The organism is Flavobacteriales bacterium (assembly GCA_016704485.1).
Classification (GTDB): Bacteria; Bacteroidota; Bacteroidia; order Flavobacteriales_F; family PHOS-HE28; genus PHOS-HE28.
Genome location: JADJAA010000001.1, coordinates 1,207,399 through 1,225,832 on the forward strand (window position 1 = coordinate 1,207,399; position 18,434 = coordinate 1,225,832).

Consider the following 18,434-nt stretch of genomic DNA (forward strand, 5'->3'; position numbering starts at 1 on the left):
CCATAATTAAATATGAACACACAAGAACAAATCAAAAAGCATATTGAAAGCCAATCTGAACCAAAGCGAGTTGACCTTGAAACATTGCACCAACGCATAATGCAAGCTTTGCCAAAATGTAAACTATGGTTTTTAGACGGTAAAGACGATAAAGGAAAAATTGTTTCAAATCCAAATATTGGGTACGGACTTCAAACAATAAAATATGCTGACGGTAAAACCAAAGAGTTTTATCAAATTGGTATAAGTGCAAACACGACAGGAATATCTGTATACATTATGGGCATTGAAGACAAAAAGTATTTGCCCGACACATACGGAAAAGCAATTGGTAAGGCAAGTGTTACAGGCTATTGCATTAAGTTCAAAACTCTAAAGGACATAAATATTGACACCCTTGAAACTGCAATAAGAGACGGAGTTAAGCAGACAAAGCAATGATAGCAAACAAAAAACAACGAACCGCTAACAGGCGTTTGGCAAAAGTGGCGGTTCAGTGCTCCGCAGACACATTTGTGGTTAATCAAAGATTGGTTCTCCGCATCAACATTTGTGGTGAAAATCGCCACCTTCGCCAAGCGCCAAAACGTTGCCAAGAAGCTAGTGTGATCAGGTATTCCCGGTCTTTTATCGTCAGGTGTACTATCCAACAGCGACCAGCGTTGTACTCATTCATTTGATCCGGACCATGACCTCGCTACTGAAAGCCGTAAGGCCTTTTAACCTTGTTCTTTCCTTGCTCGTTGCAGTTGTAGCATCCGCTCAAGAGCAACCCACTTCAACGGACCGTGCTCCACTGATCACTACGGTGTATTTCCCGGTCGGGTTCTTCGCGGGGGGTTCACCGTTGTTGACCACCACGGATTGGCGGAACCTGATGCCTACTTCGGAATTGTTGCAGCGGGACCTTTCGTGGGATACCGGCAGCCAGAGCACGTTCAGCACGTATCGGAATGGTCCGGAAGAGTGGGAAAGCATGGCGAATGGCGGACCGGTCCTTGAAGTATCGCTCGGTTTGGATATGGGTAGAAAGAAAGGGGCAGAGGCTCGCTTTGATAAAGAACTCCGGGTCGGGGTTTCCTACTTGGCTAACGGCTTTCTGGGCCGTACGTGGGACCGCTCCGCTACCGGGCGTTATGACACGCTCACCTCCAGTTTGAACGGGCAACAGTCCTACGTGGATACTACCTGGCGTGAGGAATATTCCGCAGAATACCGCTTTACCCGCATTGGATTGAACGCTTCCTACCTCGTGCGCAAACGGTCCGCGAATAAATTGACGTGGTATGCAGGTTTCGGAGCAATGTTGGGCACTACACTGAACGCTTCAGCATCGGTCCAACGAATAGTAAACACCACGACATCCCGTTCATTCAGTGATTATCCCGAACTGGACTCATCGTTCGAAGCCGATGAGTACGAGGAGGTACACGTTGCCTCTACCGCGTGGGGTGCAGGGTATGCCCTTGCCGGATTGGACCTTCGCCTTGGCACTAAGAGTCCGTTCTGGAGCAGTATACACCTGTTCAACGAATTGCGCCCTACGCTTTTGTTCAGTAAGGTGCCGGGTTCTTCAACGGCAACTACCGGCGCATTCCAGAACGTGTTCGGTATGCGACTGGATCTTCGGTGATCAGATTACTGCGCCCTGAGCTGCCGGACCGACTTCGGATGTTTCGGTGCGCATAGGTCCTGCCTCAACTGCATCGGCCTCTTTCCCTTTGCGCTGCGTAAGGATAAAGAGCACCACACCAACGGTTATTGCCGCATCCGCAACATTGAATACCGGTTCGAAGAACTCGAACGATCGGCCACCCCAGAAAGGGAACCATTGCGGGAAATGACCTTGCCAGAGCGGGAAGTAGAACATGTCCACAACAGAGCCATGGAACAAACTTCCATAGCCGCCTTCGGGAGGAAAGAGAATTGCCTTTTGATACGGGGTGCTTTGACTGAAGATCAGTCCGTAGAACGTGCTGTCGATGATGTTGCCCAACGCTCCGGCAAAGATCAAGGCAACACTGATCAACAGGCCGGTGCGCGCACCCTGTTTGCTCATGCGCCAGAGGCTGTATCCGATCGCGATAACGGCTATGATCCGGAATAAGGTGAGCAACAACTTACCGCGCTCACCGCCGAACACCATGCCAAAGGCCATGCCCGGATTCTCAATGAAATGGAGATAGCCCTTGGTGCCAAGGATGGAGACCGAACTCTCGTAGAAGAAGTTCAGTTTCACCCAGACTTTCAGCACCTGGTCGGCCAAAAGAACAAGTAGGATAACCGCGATCGAACGCTTCAAGTGCTCCTTGGAATAAGTTCTGCCTGCGGAATGATCAATTGCTCATCTGCTGCTTTGCCTCAATGCTCAACGTAGCATGTGGCACAAGACGCAAACGCTCCTTACTGATAAGGCGACCCGTAACGCGGCAAAGACCATAGGTCTTGTTGCGGATCCGTAGCAATGCATCTTCCAAGTGCTTGATGAACTTCTCTTGACGACCCGCCAATTGCGACGTTTCCTCACGGCTCAATGTTTCACTACCGTCCTCGATCATTTTGAACGAAGGGCTTGTATCATCGGTTCCGTTGTTGTCGTTGTTCGCCAAGGTCTGTTTCAACAGATCATAGTCCTTACGGGCCTCATCCAACTTCTTGTTGATCAGCGTACGGAACTCGACCAGCTCGTCATCATTGTAGCGCAATTTCGAAGGATGCTCCAATGTGGAGACCTGCTTTTTTACAACAGGTGCCGGCATTGGGCGATTGGGCGCAACACGCTGTGTTACCAACGGTTTTGCAGGTACTTTTATCTTAGGCTCCTTCACTTTAGGCGCACGCTTTCTGGTGGTCTTTGCGGCCTTCGGGGTAGCTTTTTCAGGCGCAGGTTTAGGTGCGGCTTTCGGCGCAGCTGGCTTTTGCTTCGCTACGGGTGTTGCTTTTTTTACCACTGGTTTTTTTGCTACTGGCTTGGCTACCTTTTTGGTTACCACGGCCTTCTTTGTTTTCGTCGGAGCTGCTTTCTTCTTCGTCAATGGCTTAACCACTTTCTTCACTTTGGCAGCTACTTTTTTTGAAGGTGCTTTCTTAGCAACAACTTTTTTCACGGGCTTCTTTGCCACCGCCTTTTTCTTGGGCGCAGGTTTCGCCTTGGCTGCTTTTTTAGCGGCCGGTTTCGTTGCCTTCTTAGGAGCAACCTTAACAGCTTTTTTGGTTGCTGGTTTTACAGCTTTTTTGGCAGCGGTTTTCTTGGCCATGGCGCAAAGGTCTTGAATTTGAGCCGCGAATATAGCGATTATTAAGGCTATTGGGACGTTTTACCAACGCTCAGCTGGCAACTCAATTTTTCGTTCAATTCCACGGTGTGCCTAGCCGTGTTGCCATTCGGTAACTGTGTAACCAAAAGCTCGTTGACGTTTGTTAACGCAAGTGTTTCAGCCAGAATATGGGCAGCGTGGGCCTCGATCGCATGCTCAAACTGCTGGTCTCCATTGCGCTGGATGTGGAGCATTATCCGGTCCGTTACCTCTAAGCCGGTTTCTTTCCGCAAGGTCTGCACCTTGCTCACCAACTCCCGGGCAATGCCTTCCTGTATCAAGCTGTCGTTCAGCGTTATATCCAGCGCAACTGTGACTTTTCCCTCACTGGCAACACTCAGTCCGGGCACCGTTTCGGCCGTGATCTCAACATCAGCCAAGGTTACCTCAACATCGTGGTCCTCAACACGTAAGTTGATGGCGCCTTGCTCTTCCAACTGCGAGATCTGAACCTGGTCCAGCCCATTGATCGCCCCAGCCACGGCTTTCATGAGCTTTCCCATGCGAGCACCTAGCTTTTTGAAGTCAGGCTTGATCTTCTTGACCAACTTGCTTTCACTAGGGTCCAACAACACCAATTCCTTCACATTAACTTCATTGAGAACTAGTTGCTTGATGGCCTCAAGACGCTTCCGCATGGTTTCATCCAATACTGGGACCATCATTTTTTGAAGTGGCTGGCGCACCCGATGGCCTTCCAACTTCCTGATGCTCAGAACCAATGAGGTCAGTTGTTGAGCCAGTTTTGTACGCGCTTCCAATTCGGTGTCGATCAAATTCTCCTGAACGTTCGGCCAATCGCTCAAATGAACGCTTGTTCCGGTAAGGTCGCGGTACAACCGATCGCTGAAGAACGGTGCAATGGGTGCGCTCAGCATCGCGATGATCTCCAAGCACTGATGCAAGGTCTGGTATGCTGCTAGTTTATCGGTACCCAATTCGCCTTTCCAGAACCGTCTCCGATTCAAGCGCACATACCAGTTGCTCAGGTCCTCGATCACAAAGTCCTGAATGGCACGAGCTGCGACGGTCGGTTCATAATCGGTATAGTTCGCATCCGCGATGGTGATCAATGAATTCAACCGGGAAAGTAGCCAGCGGTCCATTTCGCTGCGTTCCGCCATGGGCACAGGTGCTGTGCTACTATCGAAGCCATCGATGTTCGCATAGAGCGCAAAGAAATTGTAGGTATTGAACAGCGCCCGGAAGAATTTGCGTTGCACTTCTTTGATCCCGTCGGCATCGAACTTGAGGTTGTCCCACGGTGATGCATTGCTGATCATGTACCACCGCACTGCATCCGCTCCGAACTCGTCCAAGGTCTTGAACGGGTCCACTGCATTACCAAGGCGCTTGCTCATTTTCTGCCCGTTCTTATCCAGAACAAGGCCATTGCTTACCACGGCTTTATAGGCTACGCTATCAAAACAGAGTGTCGAAATTGCATGCAGGGTATAGAACCAACCGCGCGTTTGATCCACTCCTTCCGCGATGAACTCAGCCGGGAACCGCTCATTCAGTAGGTCCTTGTTCTCGAATGGATAGTGCAGTTGCGCATACGGCATGCTGCCACTATCGAACCACACATCGATCAGGTCCGTTTCACGGTGCATGGGCTTGTCTCCAGGACTTAGCAGCACAATGTCATCCACGAATGGGCGGTGCAGATCAGCTTTGGCATAGTTCGCCTCGCTCATGTCGGCAGCATCGAATCCCGCGTACGGATCCGCTTTCATGAGACCTGCTTTTACACTACGTGTGATCTCTTTTTTCAATTGCTCCAACGAGCCGATACAGAGTTCCTCATCCCCATCAGCAGTGCGCCAGATCGGTAGCGGAATGCCCCAATAACGACTGCGGGAGAGGTTCCAATCCTGCACGTTCTCCAGCCAATTCCCGAAACGCCCGGTGCCCGTGCTTTCCGGTTTCCAGTTGATGGTCTTGTTCAGTTCGATCAACCGGTCCTTCTTGGCCGTGGTGCGCACGAACCAACTGTCCAGCGGGTAGTAGAGGATGGGCTTGTCGGTTCGCCAGCAATGCGGGTAGTTGTGTTCATACTTCTCCACTTTGAAGGCGCGACCCATTTCCTTCAGCTTGATGCTGAGTTCCACATCCACGCTTTTATCCGGCGCAGTGCCGGCAGGGTAGTATTCGTTCTTAACGTATTTGCCAGCGTACTCACCCATCTCCTGGGTGAACTTGCCTTGTAGGTCCACCAGCGTAAGCGATCCGATGCCATGCTCTTTCGCAACGCGCATGTCGTCCGCTCCAAAGCTTGGTGCCGTGTGAACGACACCCGTACCGTCCTCTGTGGTCACGAAATTTCCACCGATCACCTTGAAGGCATCTCCACCTTCCGGCGTGCCGTACTGGAAAAGCTGTTCATACCGGATGCCTTCCAATTGGTGACCGTAGAATTCGCCATCGATCTTCCAAGGGATGTTCTTCCCGTCCTTCTTATAGTCTTCAAAGGAGGCGTCCTTCGCACCCTCACTGAAATAAGCCGATACCCGCGCCTTTGCCAAGACCATGGTCTGTGGCTCATGGGTGTAAGGGTTGAAACTGAATACCCGCACATAGTCCAACTTAGGACCAACAGTGAGCGCCGTGTTGCTCGGTAGTGTCCAAGGCGTGGTGGTCCAAGCAAGAATGAAAACATCGCCGACCGCATCCTTGAAAAGGAACTCGGAAGCATGATCCTGCTGAACCTTGAACATGGCCACCGCACTGGTGTCCTTCACGGCTTTGTACGTTCCGGGTTGGTTCAGTTCATGAGAACTTAGTCCAGTTCCCGCAGCGGGGCTGTAGGGTTGAATCGTATAGCCCTTGTACAACAGGTCCTGATCATAGAGCTGCTTCAGTAAATGCCAAACGCTTTCGATGTATTTGGTCTGGTACGTTACATACGGATGCTCCAGATCGAGCCAGAAACCGATGCGCCGCGTCATGTCATTCCAGACATCGGTGTACCGCATCACTGCTTTTTTACATGCAGCGTTGTAGTCCTCGATGCTGATGCTCTTACCGATATCCTCCTTAGTAATACCCAGTTCTTTTTCAACGCCGAGTTCGATCGGTAGACCGTGCGTATCCCAACCTGCTTTGCGATGCACCAGCTTGCCTTTCTGGGTCTGGTACCGGCAGAAAATATCCTTGATGGCACGTGCCATTACGTGGTGGATCCCGGGAAGCCCATTAGCGCTTGGTGGACCTTCATAGAACACGAACGGAGGTGCGTCTTTCCGCAACTGAAGGCTCCGCCCGAAAGTGTCCTCATGCTCCCATTGCTTCAATACCTCATCGGCAAGTTTTGGGAGATCGAGTTCGTCGTAGTGTGCGAATTGTTTGGACATGCCGGACTTTTCAAGGGCGGCAAAGGTAACTAACGTGCTTGTGCGATCACCGAGGGCATGATCGTCCTGAGTTTGGCAAGAAGAATACGCTAGCTGCCCGGGATCGCTACGGTAGCAAGTTCCATTTGGTGTTGGTTCTGTTCGCTTTGAAGGTACCTGGAATCCTTCCTATACATTGGACCGATCAAGGAAGTTGCTCCATGCGCATGTTGGTCGGTACTACGCCACCAATGTTCTGCAGGATCAGATCCCGGTCGTTGTTCGTGCCCGTATAGCGGACGATTCCATCCAGATCGAGGTCTTCGGATAGGTAACCAGGGACAGTCGCGGTTGGTACTACGCCTCCAATGAGGGACAATATTCGGTCGCGATCATTCTCTGTGCCGGTATAGCGGATGAAGCCATCCCGGTTCACGTCGCCGGTCCACAATGCTTTTGAACCATTCGCCATGGTAGCCAGAGGTTCGGCGCCATAGACCGCCGTAACCGGGTCGGTAAGGTCAATGACCACAGCTCCTGTGCTGAGGTCAACGGGGGTTGCGGTCATTACTCCTAAGTGGTTCCGATGTCGTACCGCGACAAAACGCGCACCTGTTGAACTTGGTACCATCAAAGGTCCTCCCTGCGGGTCGATCACCGTGCCATCGCTTAGCACGAGCGCTGCAAATGTTTGCAGTACGGTGGTGGGGGTTTGGCTATCGCGTAGCTCCACTAACAACCAATCGATCACTTTGCGTTCTGTAGTAGCCGCTAGGGTGTGAGCGTATACGGTTGCATTGTTCCCTGTGTGCATCGCCAGACCGGGGTATGGGTCGTCTGTTGGTACTAACCCTGTGCTCCGCAGCGCATCGGACATGGCGCCATTTTCATAGGGTCCTTGTAAGAATACCTTTATGTATAGTGGTGTACGTTCTTGCGCATAGGTCACCGGGTCCACGGTCATGATCCATTCCGTAAGTACGCTCATGTAGGCATTGTGTACGATCTCTTTGCCCATGGGCGGCATTGAGTTGGCGACGCCGTTCGGCCGGGAGTCGCGCATCCATAATTCAGAGCCAAGTGTATCTCCTGGAGCGATCACGAATTGCCCCATCGGCGAATTCATGCCTATGGTCGGCTCATTCACGAGGCCTTTTTGGGCAAGCGGTGTAGCATACCGCGCATCGAACGCACCATCTACTCCATTGGGTCTATGGCACGAAGAACAGTTCCCATCCAAGTAGGACATTACTCGGTCTTCTGCGCTCGCGGTGATGTCATCCAGTGGCTTTGCACGACGTAGTTCATCCACATCAGGTATGGCCTGATCGAACATGCCCAAATGGCTCAACGTTGTGATCTGATTTGCAGTTACTCCAGTGGAAGGGTAGAGCAGGTCTCCGTTGAGTTGATGGGTCTTTAGGCCTAGCGCAAACCCGGACGCGGTCGTATGGCAGGTCATGCATTGTTGTCGGCTCGGAAAATTCCAGGTCTGCTCGTAGGTACCACCGCTGGCAAGGGTTATTGTGTACTCGCCGATCTCTTCGCCCTCGATCAAAAAGGCTTCTGTACCCGCTGCGTTCCAACGGTAGGTAAGTCCATAAGCTTCCCCGTTGTTCTTGTAGATCATGAAACGGGTTTCTAGTCGCGCCGTTAGTGAAGGGTTGTTCTCGTTCAGGGGTAATTCAAAGTGTTTGATCATTACCGTGCCGGCAGGAAAGGTCCAATGGTCATCCGGGTCGAAACCAATACGCTCGCTTGGAGAGTCATGGAACCCATCATTCGGTATGACCATCCACCGTTTTTTCTCTGCTCGGTCGCTCCATAGTGGACTGTTCACGGTAAATGGAATGATGCCCGGTGCGGTTTCCAAGGTGGTCATATTGGTGAACACACCCAATTGGGAAAGTTGTTCTGGTGGGGAAGGCACACCATGTTGCACGCGGACCAACTTGTGGATCTTTCCGCCATCCAGGTTGGTCCCATAAAGGTCCAGGATGTACAGTGTTTCATCTGATGCTAGTGAAAAGGATGAGATGCCGTCCTTGCTTCCAGAGCCCTCTGTAGGCACATTCAGTAGGAATTGAAGATTCTGCGCAGTACCAAAAGGAGAAAGTTCCAAGGTGTGAATGTTCTGCGTTTCATGATCGGAGAAAATGTACTTGCCATCCAATTCGGGGTACTTATCACCTCGTAGCACGTAACCACCAATAATACATTGGCCAAAACTGCGCGGGTAGGAGTATACCGGGAGCTGGTCAACTCCGATCAAAGGGTTGGGCTTTGCCTTGGGCCCTGCAATATCACCTTCGCGATAAGGCCATTGCAGATTGGCTCCAATGAAAACCCTCGAGATCTCTTCTCGTGAACTTTGGCCGATATCCCCGATCCAGATATCTCCGGTCGGCGGGTCATAGGTCATACGGTGTGGGCTGCGCGTACCTATCGCCCAGTATTCCTCTAGAATGCCACCTCCTGCATCTTGCCAAGGATTGTCGTTGGGCACAAAATAACCCTGGCTGAAACTGTTCGGCCAACCAGAAGGTGGGCTAGCGCCGTTGATGGGCTGTCTGCGAATGGCGTGACTGATGGAACCTCCCTGCATATCCACGTCGATGCGGAAAACACCCCCAAAGAACCAAGAGTTAATATTCTGTGTTCTATTGTACTGATCGTTAGCACCGCCTTCATCTCCAACAGCGAAGTACAAGAAGCCATCCGGACCGAAGAACATGTCGCCACCGTTGTGCCAGTTCTGTCGATCGAATTGTTGTACGAGTACATATTCGGATGCTGGGTTAACGTAGGTTTCCGCGGCGTTCATGGTGAATCGGGAGAGGCGCATGAAAGCCTGTTGGCCCCTAGGGTCGCCTATCGGATGGTAACGATACCATACATAGAAATAATGCGCATTCGGAGACCCAGCTTGGCCATATTCCGGATGCAATGCGGCACCCAGCATACCCCCATCTTCATTGATCTGGGTTTGACTATTCACATTGAGGACCAAGATCTTCGTACTCGCTAAAGGATAATTATTGAAAATCCACGCATAGCCGGATTTGCTGAAGACCATGAATTTATTGGAGGGCAGCTCCAGCATTTTCACTGGATCATTGAAGGTCAGGTTCGGAAAGGCGTTCTCAATGGTATACGTTGCATAATCGGTACCGGGTGTGGGTGCTTCATCAGTGAACACACCATTCAGATATGGACCTACGGGTTCGGGATCCTGAAGGCCACTATCCGGATCGAACAGATCGGGTACGAATGCCAACGTAATGAAAGCGATGACACCGAAAAAAAGGACAATAGTGTGGTGTTTGGCGACCAGATACCGATCACCGTGGGAGAGGCGAAGCATGGGCATGGTTCGCAAAATACTGGATCATGAACCCGGTGTCAATAGTTCAATGCCTTATTGACCAAGGAGTTCCGGATCGTCGTTATCGGATCTATGATCGGGTGTTAAGTGTTCGCTTTATTCTTTTCTCTCTAGGATCGTTCGATTGATGATTGTCCGAAAAACAAAATATTCATCTCTTTTCACGATCTCCTCATATGATAGAAGATCTAATATCAGCAGACGGTCATCAATAAGGCCAATCATAATTGGGCCACACAAACCAATTAGTTTCTTCGTCATGAGGTGCCTCCCTTCAATGATTACGTATCGCTTTCTCCTTTTCAGTCTTTTTCCCCCAAATTTTATATCTCCTTTCATCACTTTGTTTGTGAAGGTAATTTGTCCTTGCCCATCACCGTGGTCAGCAATTATCTTTTGCACTCGACCATATTCTGGGGCATTGATAGCGAGACTGTCAGCTACTTCAATTACACCAGCATTAATAACCCGCCACTCACCGATCAAGTTCTCAGATTTTAAATTATGGAAAGTGGTATCAAGACGCACATGGGCTCTTGAAGTGTTAAAACAAGACCTTGTTCTGGTTGTATCCGTTCTCGATGTAATACAAGTCTGACATTGATTAGCAACGCGAGAATAATCAGCATTTAGCTGTTCGAAATCGACAAACCAATTTGCAGTATCTAGTCTCGGATAGAGCAAGTAGTCAGTCAAAATTGGTGTCTGTGCATTCACTGATTGAGAGAGTACAATGACTAAGCTAGCGAAGAACCAAATACTTCTCATTCTAAATTTTTCAATGCCACACCTACAGTAGATAAATGCGATACAAGCCATCAAAGACAAGCAAGTTCAACTGTTTCAGAACAGTCCGCTAAGCATTCAGTTCTTGAAACGTACCATCACCATATTCCCTTTTTCCTCGCGGCGAGTTTCCAATTGATCCTTCAATGCACTGACCAAGGACGAAAGCGATGCATGCCCATAGCTCCGTGGGTCGAACCCGGGATCCAAACGTCGCAATGCTTGACCAATAAGACTTAACGAAACCTCCTCTTCTTCTCCCTTTGCGATGTTGAACGCTGTTCGCATTTTCCGCATAAGTCCGGCATTTGCCGATAATGCCTGTTTCACGGAGGATGTCTTTCCCCGACCAGCGCGTGTTGCCTCTTGTTTCGGACCTTCCTGAATGTCCAGATTCTCCACATAGATGAAGCGTTCACAGGCTTTCACGAATGCATCGGGAGTTTTCTTTTCGCCTACACCCATTACGAACAAGCCGCTTTCCCGAATGCGGGTGGCCAAACGGGTATAGTCGCTATCACTGCTCACGATGCAGAACGCATCGACCAGTTCGCCGTGCAGAATGTCCATGGCATCGATGATCAGTGCACTGTCCGTGCTGTTCTTTCCTTTAGTGTAGGCGAATTGCTGCACCGGTTGGATGGCGTTGCTATTCAAAAGGTCTTTCCAACCGGTCATTCCCGTGGTGGTCCAATCACCGTAGATCCGGCGAATGGTTATGGTGCCTTGTTTGCTTACTTCTTCCAGAATAGCTGCCAGGCGTTTCGGCGCGGCATTATCCCCATCTATCAAAAGCGCAATGGTGGTGTCGTTTATTTTTTTCATTGATGGTGCAAGGTATAGGTAGTTCCGATCCGCAGCGATCCAGCGGAATTGGAGATCCATATCAAAGGGGAGCAGCCATCCTAATAAAAGCCTGCGGAAATGCCATGCTATTTCCCGACAGCCAAGCGTTGATAATACGCTTTGATCGCTGGGTTCCCCCGATCCACGCAGGTTTCCGGAGCATTTTATTTATGATCAGACACGAACTGTTGATGATCCAATCAGTGCGGTGGTTCAACGCTGCAAATAGCGCCGGACCTTCGGGCCATGTCCGCTGAAATCTATATCGCTCGGTTGCGCACTTTGCGTAGTCTTCAGGAGTTGGGCCATCAGGAATTGATGGACGTATTGGGCCGCTATGCCTCTATTGGTCCTCTTGTTCGTATGGGTTTATTGCGCCGCAGGGAGGATGACCACGAGTTCCAACGCTATCACGGATACATTCCTACAGAGGCTGCTGCGACATTATTGTTGCACAACGCAAAGAATGAATTGATCATGGTGCGCAAGGGAGCGGAACGGGCATTTCGCGCTATGCTGAAGCAGGACCCTGAACCTGATGCCCCCTTCAAGGAAGCTTTTGCTGAGTGTTCAGCAGCGCAGTTCCTGGCCACGGAGAGTGAGAACCATCGTGACGATAAGAGCACTGCGCCATTGCGTATCTGGTTGCTGAAGGGCTATATGCACTTGGATATGTTCTGCAAACGGCATAGCCTGCAGATCAACGAACTGATCGCAAAAGGGCTGTGCATACGGATGAGCACAACTGATGATCAGGCAAATGTGATCACTACACCAACTGCGGAGGCTGCACGGTTCCTATTCCAACCAACGGGTTCTAGTTTGATCCTGGTACGGCCAGGAATGGAACTCCCATTGTATCAGGCTTGTTCACCCGATAATGCTCAGGTATTGATCAATCTGCCGCAGACCGCAGCAGATGTGGCACGTGGTTCCTATCCACGCCGGGCAAGTTGGGTATAGCTCTATCAGGGAGTGCCCACACCGAAATGCAATAGGTCCACACGAGAGGTTCCATCTGCGGAAAGCACTACTTTATAGATCCGATCGAATTGGTGTTCCTCGATCGGTTCCACTACTGTTCCGTTCAGCGCCTGAATAATACCGGGGATGGTGTTGCTATGCCCTGCAACAACGATCACTTGGCCTGGGTCATCTGTTTTGATCCGCCGCACCAGCTCATCAGTATCATTCGGGTCCAATGGAACGATGGCAACTCCTTTGGCTTTGGCGAGCAGCGCTACGGTTTGTTGCGTGCGTTGCAGGGTGGTCGCATAGATCCGGCTTATAGGCTCATTGATCAATTTGTCTGCGAGTGCTTCTGCTCTGGCCATGCCAGCAGTGGAAAGTGGTGTATCCGGAGAAGCATCCGCCTTTTCTGCATGGCGCACTATGTACACCACGGTGTCAGGTAAAGAGGGCATTTCAGCGGGCTTTGTGGAGGTGCATGCTGCGAGGAGCAAAAAAACGCCAAGCACTAGGAATGCTTGGCGTTTCATTTGGATCAGTGTCATTGGCGTTGGTTCGGGTCGCCAAGATGCAACTTTTGGATGGTTTTCTCCAACACGTTACCGCTTTGGAGTGCGGTTCGGCGATGGAGTTGGACTCCGTTGCGGTATGCTACGATCTGGCGATGGTTTTGGTGCAGTGCGCTTGTCGCCTTTTCCAGGATTGCGGTGGTTAGGTTGTTTACGATCGGGTGTGCGCGGTGCCGGTTTTGTAGGCTGCGGTTCGGTAGGCGCGGTCCGTGTACGGTCAGGTGTTTGGCGTTCAGGAGTTGCTCTGTTCGGCTGCTCATCAACAGGGTTGCGGCGCTCCGGAGTTGGCACAGTGCGTTCCGGCTGCGTGCGAACGGGTTCCTTTGTTTTTCGATCGGATCGTGGTGCGATCAGATCCTCACTGCCCGTAGCTCTACGCGTGTCTGAATTCATTGATTCCTTCCGTGTTGTTCTGGATGCATCCAACTTCGAACGTATCGGTGCGGTTGAAGTCCGGATGCGGGGTGAGAATGATGCGCGATGTCCGTAGATCACGTTCGCATTCGTTGTACGGCACACATAGGTCGGTTGGTACCAGTTGTCATAGTGGCTGTGCCAGCCCCAGTAGGTGTGGTAACCCCATGGGTTCCAGGGCCTCCACCATGGTGGATAGTAACCCCAGTACCATGGCGATACCCAAACACTGTAATAGGGGTCATACATGTAATCCACGCAAGGCCATGACCACACGTTCACCCAAACACGGACCCAATACATATCAACTGGAGCAGGACCACTTTTGCTATTCGGGTCTACAACATCCTGCTCTTCGTAAGGTTCGAAGATCACATCCTTGCCGTACAGCTCTTCGCTGCCACGGATCTGGACCATTGCGGTTCTTTCCCCTGTTTTCTCAAGTTCGATGACAGCCACATCCTGAGCTTCATCCTTCCCCATAGCGATCTGGAGAACGATGGCATGGGCATCACCTTCTGAATGATCCACCACACGGATGTAATCCACCTCACCGTTGCCATCCAGATCCAAGTTGTTCACTTGCTTGTCCTTTAGATTCAGTGTCGTTTCGAACGACTCCAGATCGGCGGAGTTCTTGAACAGATCCAGCGCAGCTTCCAAGCTGAACTGATCTCCCGGCAAGCCGGTGCTGTCTTGCTCTGTGGTATTCGCATGCAGCGAAGTGGCCATCAGAGCAGTGAGAATGAATGTGGTTAAATTTTTCATTGTCTTGGGTTCTTAACCGGTATTATGCGAACACCGTGCCGATCTGATCCAACGCATGTCCATTAACGGCAGTGTTCCATTTTACGGGACCCGCCCTTAATTCTTTGGGACCGTTCATCATGATCCAATGCATGACATTGTTACCGCGTTTATCTTTCGACAACTTCAACATCCTGAAATAGCATGAAAAAGATCATTCTCGTTGCGCTGGTCATTGGTGCGTGGTACTTTATTTTCGGCAAAGGGAATGGCATTGACCTTTTTTGGAATTCGAATAATGTTAAGGGGACAGGTGATGTAGTGCATAAACCGGTAAGTGTTGATGCCTTTCATGGGATAACGCTCCAAGGATCCATGGATGTGGTGATCACGCCCGGCAATGAACAGTCCGTGGAGATCGTAGCGCAACAGAACATCGCGGATCTGATCACCACCGAGGTGCATGATGGCATCTGGGTCATCGCTACGAGCGAAGGGTTCAGAACGAAGGAAGAGTTCACGGTCAAGATTATAGTTCCCACTATGGATAAAGTTAAGATCCAAGGCTCCGGAGATGTGACTGGAACTGGCTTATTCAAAGCAGACAACGTTGAGCTGAAGATCGAAGGCAGCGGCGATATCCAAATGACATATGAAGCGCGTTCGATAAAAGCAAAGGTCGAGGGATCTGGTGATTTTGTTCTGAAAGGCTCGTGCACGGATCTTAACATTGCGATAGAAGGTAGTGGTGATGTTGACTCACAGGGCTTGCAATGCATGAATGCAAGGACGAATATTGCAGGGAGCGGGGATATTGTGGTGAACGCCGTCGCAGTTCTTGATGCGACCATTGCCGGAAGTGGTAGTGTGCGGTATACCGGAGACCCACAAGTGAAAAAGTCCATTGCCGGTTCTGGTGAGGTGAAAAGGGTGGATTGAACCACCTTCAGGTTTTATTCCAGTCCTTCGTATCATGTCCCGCTTATTACTAAGTGCAATCACCTTGTCGTTGTCAGCGCTGAGTTCTACAGCTCAGCCTCTGGTGCCGGAGTTGCTTACGGACCTTCCTGAAACCCTGAATGAGATCAGCGGAACTATTCTTATCGGGGACGCATTGTGGGGCGTTGCCGATAGCGGAAACCCCAATGCGATCTATCGGTTCGACCCAACAACCGGCAATGTTCTACAGACCGTGGTCGTTACCAATGCCACCAACATCGATTGGGAGGAACTGACCACTGATGGTGAATGGGTCTTCGTTGGTGACTTTGGGAACAACTTGGGTTCACGAACGGATCTACGTGTCTTTCGAATTCCCGTGACTTCCTTGGAAAATAGTTCTACGACAGAAATTTTGGCCGAGGTGATCGAATTCAACTTTGCTGACCAGACCGACTTCACTCCGATATTCGATGGTACCAACTGGGATTGTGAGGCCTTCATAGCGTTAGATGATAGCCTTTTCATCTTCACCAAGAATTGGGTGGATCAGCGAACGCACTTGTACGCCCTTTCCGCTGACCCCGGTGTGCATTCGGCCATACGCAGAGACACATTGATTACGCAAGGGTTGATCACGGGTGCTTCATTGGATGCGACATCAAATACCATTGCACTTATTGGATATACCACTACAGGTCAACCGTTCGTTTGGCAACTCGGCAATTATGAAGAGCACGACTTTTTTGGTGGAACTGTATTACGAAGCGACATCGGCCTATCGCTTGTGCAGACCGAAAGCATCGTATGGATGGCGCCCGATACGGTCTACTTCACGCACGAGAACCTGTTAAGTGGCCCAGCTCGTCTTTGGTCCTTGTTCTTGGATCTTGACCAGTCGATAAATGATGCTCAAGATCTCGTTGATCAATTGTTCCGGATCAGCGGGAATGATGTATTATTGAATACCTCTGAAGCAAACGTGCTGGTCCAAGTGTTTACCGAGGATGGGAAACGGGTAAAGAATGAAGTTGCCAAGTACGGGCGCATTTCTGTGATAGGCTTAGCTCCTGGGTTATATGTATTCAAGGCAACGATCGGTCCACGGTACTTCAGTGAAGTTCTGTCCATCGCTCGCTAAGAGCGCGGCGTTTTCTTCATTGAAGCCAAGTGTGTAGCATTGCTGACGAGTCCAATTGTCATTGTGTTTTGTGTTGGTCGATCACGCCTTGCGTTTCTAGATCTTTCAATGAATATGCACTGTAGCGCAATGTATACCGTTCCTTGGCTAAACACAACCGTTCCTTGAAACCGCATTATGCAATGCAAGGATCGATCGCATCTCATCGTTGAAAGGTGCTTAAGACCATGAACCCCATGTACATCCAGCTAAGTCTTATTGAACGCCCTGATAATGACCACTTGGTCCTTGTTCATTGGGATCACCATGGTTCGTTAAGTGATGTTTGTAGAACCGTTCGCAGAACTTACTAAGTTTGCCCCCTACCTTTCCGGCCTCATGCAACACGCATGATCGGCAAGACCATAAGAAACCTGATCAACCATAACTCTAATTTAAACCGGAACCTATGAGCAACGAGAAGAGCGGGAAAATGAATTCCCTATTCGTAGCGATCGTATTCCCTCTTATCCTAATTGTAGCGGTGTGCTTCTACATGTTCGTGCTTGGTGATCCCGCCAACTTCCAGAACAACGACCCCATACACGGCCACCCGATAGAGACGAATCCCGGTAAGCTTTTTGGTACCATTTACAAAGGAGGATTCATCGTGCCGATCCTGATCAGTGTGAACCTGATCGTTCTGGTATTTGCTGTTGAGCGCTTCATTACACTTGGTCGCGCCAAGGGTAAAGGCCGTATCGACTCGTTCATCGTTAACGTGCGTCAGCACTTGGCCAATGACAACATCCAAGAGGCTATCGCGGTTTGCGACGAGCAGAAAGGTTCTGTAGCTAACGTAATGCGCAGTGGCTTGGAGAAGTACAATACGATCTTTAAGGATCCAGAAATGGACAAGGAGACCAAGATCAACTCAATTAAGCAGGAACTCGAGGAAGCAACTTCCTTGGAATTGCCGATGTTGAGCAAGAATATGGTGATCCTTTCAACCTGTGCCAGTGTAAGTACACTGTTGGGTCTTATCGGTACCGTACTTGGAATGATCCGAGCGTTCTCCGCACTGGCAGCTGCTGGTACCCCGGATGCTACAGCACTTTCTACCGGTATCTCCGAGGCCTTGATCAATACAGCTCTTGGTGTTGCAGGTTCCGCGATCGCTATTATTTTCTACAACTATTTCAGCAACCGTATCGATGGTATTACCCACGGTATTGACGAGGCTGGTTTCAGTGTAGCAAAGACCTTGGCCAACCACAAGTAAACGAATGCTTTGCGTTCTGTTCACATGTAAGTGTGATGCGTGCATTGCACAGAACCATGAACGAATCAACCCAATAGCTCCGCGACAATGGCTAAGCTGAAAATGCCCAAAGGCACACCCGCGCTGGACATGACGCCCATGGTGGATCTTGCGTTCTTGTTGGTGACCTTCTTTATGCTTACCGCACAGTTCCGGCCAGAAGAAGCCGTAGCCGTGGATACGCCTGCTTCTACTTCCGAGTCCTCCATCCCTGTGAATAACATGATGACGATCATCGTGGATAGCGCAGGACGCGTATTCTGGGATATGACCGACCTTAAAGTGAGACAGGAAGTGCTTGTAGAACTTGGGAAACTGGTGAACTACACACCTTCTGCGGAAGAGCTTCAGCGCTTCGGTAACGTTGGGCCGGTCGGTATTCCACTCCAGGAAATGAAGAAATTCATGGCATTGGATAGCGGAAGTGAACGCAAGGAATTCTCCAATAATTACCAAGGGATCCCTACCGATAGCCTCAATAACCAACTGCGCGAGTGGATCACCTTTACCCGGAACATCTTCCGCAATGGCAATGACCAAGGGCTGGACCCCGTTATTGCTCTGAAGGCGGATGGGAATACGAACTATTCAAAGGTGGCCGAAGTGATCCGGATCTTCCAATCACCGGCCATCAAGATCAGTAAATTCAAAATGATCACCGATCTCGAATCATCGAGGTTGTAACTAAC

General features: G+C 50.3%; 16 protein-coding genes. 8 read left to right on the top strand and 8 right to left on the bottom strand.

Annotated elements, in window-relative coordinates; all coding sequences use genetic code 11:
• Nucleotides 1-12: 12 nt before the first annotated feature.
• Nucleotides 13-441, top strand: coding sequence for a DUF1801 domain-containing protein (locus tag IPF95_05125; protein ID MBK6474074.1), 429 nt, complete (start codon nucleotides 13-15; stop codon nucleotides 439-441).
• A gap of 247 nt (nucleotides 442-688) precedes the next feature.
• Nucleotides 689-1,633 (top strand): hypothetical protein, encoded by a 945-nt coding sequence (locus IPF95_05130; protein ID MBK6474075.1) that lies wholly within the window; start codon nucleotides 689-691, stop codon nucleotides 1,631-1,633.
• Here the strand turns inward: IPF95_05130 and IPF95_05135 are convergent, their stop codons facing one another.
• Nucleotides 1,634-2,341 carry a lipoprotein signal peptidase gene (locus IPF95_05135; GenBank protein MBK6474076.1) on the bottom strand — a complete coding sequence of 236 codons (708 nt, stop codon included), beginning with the start codon at nucleotides 2,339-2,341 and terminating at the stop codon, nucleotides 1,634-1,636.
• A complete protein-coding gene (locus IPF95_05140) occupies nucleotides 2,337-2,759 on the bottom strand; it encodes a TraR/DksA family transcriptional regulator (GenBank protein ID MBK6474077.1) in 423 nt (140 codons plus the stop codon). Before IPF95_05140 ends, IPF95_05135 begins: the two co-directional genes overlap by 5 nt.
• A 7-nt stretch (nucleotides 2,760-2,766) precedes the next feature.
• Between IPF95_05140 and IPF95_05145 the strand changes: the two genes are divergently transcribed.
• Nucleotides 2,767-3,273 carry a hypothetical protein gene (locus tag IPF95_05145; protein MBK6474078.1) on the top strand — a complete coding sequence of 169 codons (507 nt, stop codon included), beginning with the start codon at nucleotides 2,767-2,769 and terminating at the stop codon, nucleotides 3,271-3,273.
• 31 nt (nucleotides 3,274-3,304) lie between these two features.
• Here IPF95_05145 and IPF95_05150 read toward each other — a convergent pair whose 3' ends face one another.
• The 4 genes from IPF95_05150 to IPF95_05165 all read right to left on the bottom strand — a co-directional run bounded on the left by IPF95_05150 (nucleotide 3,305) and on the right by IPF95_05165 (nucleotide 11,645).
• Nucleotides 3,305-6,670 (bottom strand): isoleucine--tRNA ligase, encoded by a 3,366-nt coding sequence (locus IPF95_05150; GenBank protein MBK6474079.1) that lies wholly within the window; start codon nucleotides 6,668-6,670, stop codon nucleotides 3,305-3,307.
• A gap of 184 nt (nucleotides 6,671-6,854) precedes the next feature.
• The gene (locus IPF95_05155) at nucleotides 6,855-10,019 is read right to left on the bottom strand and encodes a PQQ-dependent sugar dehydrogenase (GenBank protein ID MBK6474080.1); all 3,165 of its coding nucleotides are present in this window, start codon (nucleotides 10,017-10,019) and stop codon (nucleotides 6,855-6,857) included.
• Between the two features lie 111 nt (nucleotides 10,020-10,130).
• Nucleotides 10,131-10,853 carry a hypothetical protein gene (locus IPF95_05160; protein ID MBK6474081.1) on the bottom strand — a complete coding sequence of 241 codons (723 nt, stop codon included), beginning with the start codon at nucleotides 10,851-10,853 and terminating at the stop codon, nucleotides 10,131-10,133.
• 45 nt (nucleotides 10,854-10,898) lie between these two features.
• Nucleotides 10,899-11,645, bottom strand: a complete 747-nt coding sequence (locus IPF95_05165) for an NYN domain-containing protein (GenBank protein MBK6474082.1) — start codon at nucleotides 11,643-11,645, stop codon at nucleotides 10,899-10,901.
• 267 nt (nucleotides 11,646-11,912) lie between these two features.
• On the opposite strand from IPF95_05165, the gene IPF95_05170 reads away from it, so the two are divergent.
• Complete coding sequence (locus IPF95_05170) at nucleotides 11,913-12,629, top strand: hypothetical protein (protein MBK6474083.1); 717 nt, start codon at nucleotides 11,913-11,915, stop codon at nucleotides 12,627-12,629.
• 5 nt (nucleotides 12,630-12,634) lie between these two features.
• Here IPF95_05170 and IPF95_05175 read toward each other — a convergent pair whose 3' ends face one another.
• Both IPF95_05175 and IPF95_05180 read right to left on the bottom strand, forming a co-directional pair.
• On the bottom strand, nucleotides 12,635-13,180 hold the full coding sequence (locus tag IPF95_05175; GenBank protein MBK6474084.1) for a histidine phosphatase family protein: 546 nt from the start codon (nucleotides 13,178-13,180) through the stop codon (nucleotides 12,635-12,637).
• A 54-nt stretch (nucleotides 13,181-13,234) separates the two neighbouring features.
• Nucleotides 13,235-14,386, bottom strand: coding sequence for a hypothetical protein (locus IPF95_05180; GenBank protein ID MBK6474085.1), 1,152 nt, complete (start codon nucleotides 14,384-14,386; stop codon nucleotides 13,235-13,237).
• Nucleotides 14,387-14,569: 183 nt separating this feature from the next.
• Between IPF95_05180 and IPF95_05185 the strand changes: the two genes are divergently transcribed.
• The 4 genes from IPF95_05185 (at nucleotide 14,570) to IPF95_05200 (ending at nucleotide 18,429) form a co-directional block, all read left to right on the top strand.
• Entirely contained in the window at nucleotides 14,570-15,304 is a 735-nt protein-coding gene (locus IPF95_05185) for a DUF2807 domain-containing protein (protein ID MBK6474086.1), read from the top strand.
• A 34-nt stretch (nucleotides 15,305-15,338) separates the two neighbouring features.
• On the top strand, nucleotides 15,339-16,445 hold the full coding sequence (locus tag IPF95_05190; GenBank protein MBK6474087.1) for a hypothetical protein: 1,107 nt from the start codon (nucleotides 15,339-15,341) through the stop codon (nucleotides 16,443-16,445).
• Nucleotides 16,446-16,893: 448 nt separating this feature from the next.
• Nucleotides 16,894-17,706, top strand: coding sequence for a MotA/TolQ/ExbB proton channel family protein (locus tag IPF95_05195; protein MBK6474088.1), 813 nt, complete (start codon nucleotides 16,894-16,896; stop codon nucleotides 17,704-17,706).
• An 87-nt stretch (nucleotides 17,707-17,793) separates the two neighbouring features.
• Nucleotides 17,794-18,429, top strand: coding sequence for a biopolymer transporter ExbD (locus IPF95_05200; protein MBK6474089.1), 636 nt, complete (start codon nucleotides 17,794-17,796; stop codon nucleotides 18,427-18,429).
• Nucleotides 18,430-18,434: the final 5 nt, after the last annotated feature.

Bases quoted from the DNA above. Each gene is read 5' to 3' on its own strand.
- IPF95_05125 (MBK6474074.1), top strand. From the start codon at position 13: ATGAACACACAAGAACAAATCAAAAAGCATATTGAAAGCCAATCTGAA.
- IPF95_05130 (MBK6474075.1), top strand. From the start codon at position 689: ATGACCTCGCTACTGAAAGCCGTAAGGCCTTTTAACCTTGTTCTTTCC.
- IPF95_05140 (MBK6474077.1), bottom strand. From the start codon at position 2,759: ATGCCGGCACCTGTTGTAAAAAAGCAGGTCTCCACATTGGAGCATCCT.
- IPF95_05150 (MBK6474079.1), bottom strand. From the start codon at position 6,670: ATGTCCAAACAATTCGCACACTACGACGAACTCGATCTCCCAAAACTT.
- IPF95_05155 (MBK6474080.1), bottom strand. From the start codon at position 10,019: ATGCCCATGCTTCGCCTCTCCCACGGTGATCGGTATCTGGTCGCCAAA.
- IPF95_05160 (MBK6474081.1), bottom strand. From the start codon at position 10,853: ATGGCTTGTATCGCATTTATCTACTGTAGGTGTGGCATTGAAAAATTT.
- IPF95_05165 (MBK6474082.1), bottom strand. From the start codon at position 11,645: ATGAAAAAAATAAACGACACCACCATTGCGCTTTTGATAGATGGGGAT.
- IPF95_05170 (MBK6474083.1), top strand. From the start codon at position 11,913: ATGTCCGCTGAAATCTATATCGCTCGGTTGCGCACTTTGCGTAGTCTT.
- IPF95_05175 (MBK6474084.1), bottom strand. From the start codon at position 13,180: ATGACACTGATCCAAATGAAACGCCAAGCATTCCTAGTGCTTGGCGTT.
- IPF95_05180 (MBK6474085.1), bottom strand. From the start codon at position 14,386: ATGAAAAATTTAACCACATTCATTCTCACTGCTCTGATGGCCACTTCG.
- IPF95_05185 (MBK6474086.1), top strand. From the start codon at position 14,570: ATGAAAAAGATCATTCTCGTTGCGCTGGTCATTGGTGCGTGGTACTTT.
- IPF95_05190 (MBK6474087.1), top strand. From the start codon at position 15,339: ATGTCCCGCTTATTACTAAGTGCAATCACCTTGTCGTTGTCAGCGCTG.
- IPF95_05195 (MBK6474088.1), top strand. From the start codon at position 16,894: ATGAGCAACGAGAAGAGCGGGAAAATGAATTCCCTATTCGTAGCGATC.
- IPF95_05200 (MBK6474089.1), top strand. From the start codon at position 17,794: ATGGCTAAGCTGAAAATGCCCAAAGGCACACCCGCGCTGGACATGACG.